This is a genomic window from Pontimicrobium sp. MEBiC06410 (assembly GCF_053601615.1).
The window spans coordinates 1-637 of sequence record NZ_JBSHNT010000097.1 but is presented as its reverse complement, the minus strand read 5'-3'; the positions used below and the strand labels follow the sequence as shown (position 1 = coordinate 637).

1 pseudogene is annotated in these 637 nt (G+C 43.5%); it reads right to left on the bottom strand.

Annotation, left to right across the window (positions count from 1 at the left end):
• Nucleotides 1-637: pseudogene (locus ACVC08_RS00645) on the bottom strand (gliding motility-associated C-terminal domain-containing protein); the annotation flags it as partial.

The following is a 637-nucleotide window of genomic DNA, read 5'->3' as shown; positions in this document are numbered from 1 at the left end:
TGTCCATGTTCTTGTGATTACGAATGATCCTTCGCAAGTTCCAGCGACTATAGTGTCTGTATAGGTCGGGTCTAGTGTTGCAGAACAGTTGTCATTTTCATCAGTAACATCTCCTGTAATGTTTACTCCAGCATCGTAGTTGCATGATGCATCTGTAAATATCTCAATATCTGCAGGTGCAGTAAATGTTGGTGCAATATTATCAGACACGGTAATGGTTTGCGTTTGTTCTGGCGCAGTGTTACCACAGCTATCTGTTAATGCCCATGTTCTGGTGATTGTAAACGATCCTTCGCAAGTTCCAGCGACTACAGTGTCTGTGTAGGTCGCGTCTAGTGTTGTAGAACAGTTGTCTGCTTCGTCTGTAACATCTCCTGTAATGTTTACTCCAGCATCGTAGTTACATGATGCATCTGTAAATATCTCGATATCTGCCGGAGCAGTAAATGTTGGTGCAATATTATCGGACACGGTGATAGTTTGCGTTTGTTCTGGCGCAGTGTTACCACAGCTATCTGTTAATGTCCATGTTCTTGTGATAATGAATGACCCTTCGCAAGTTCCAGCGACTACAGTGTCTGTATAGGTCGCGTCTAGTGTTGCAGAACAGTTATCTGCTTCGTCTGTAACATCTCCC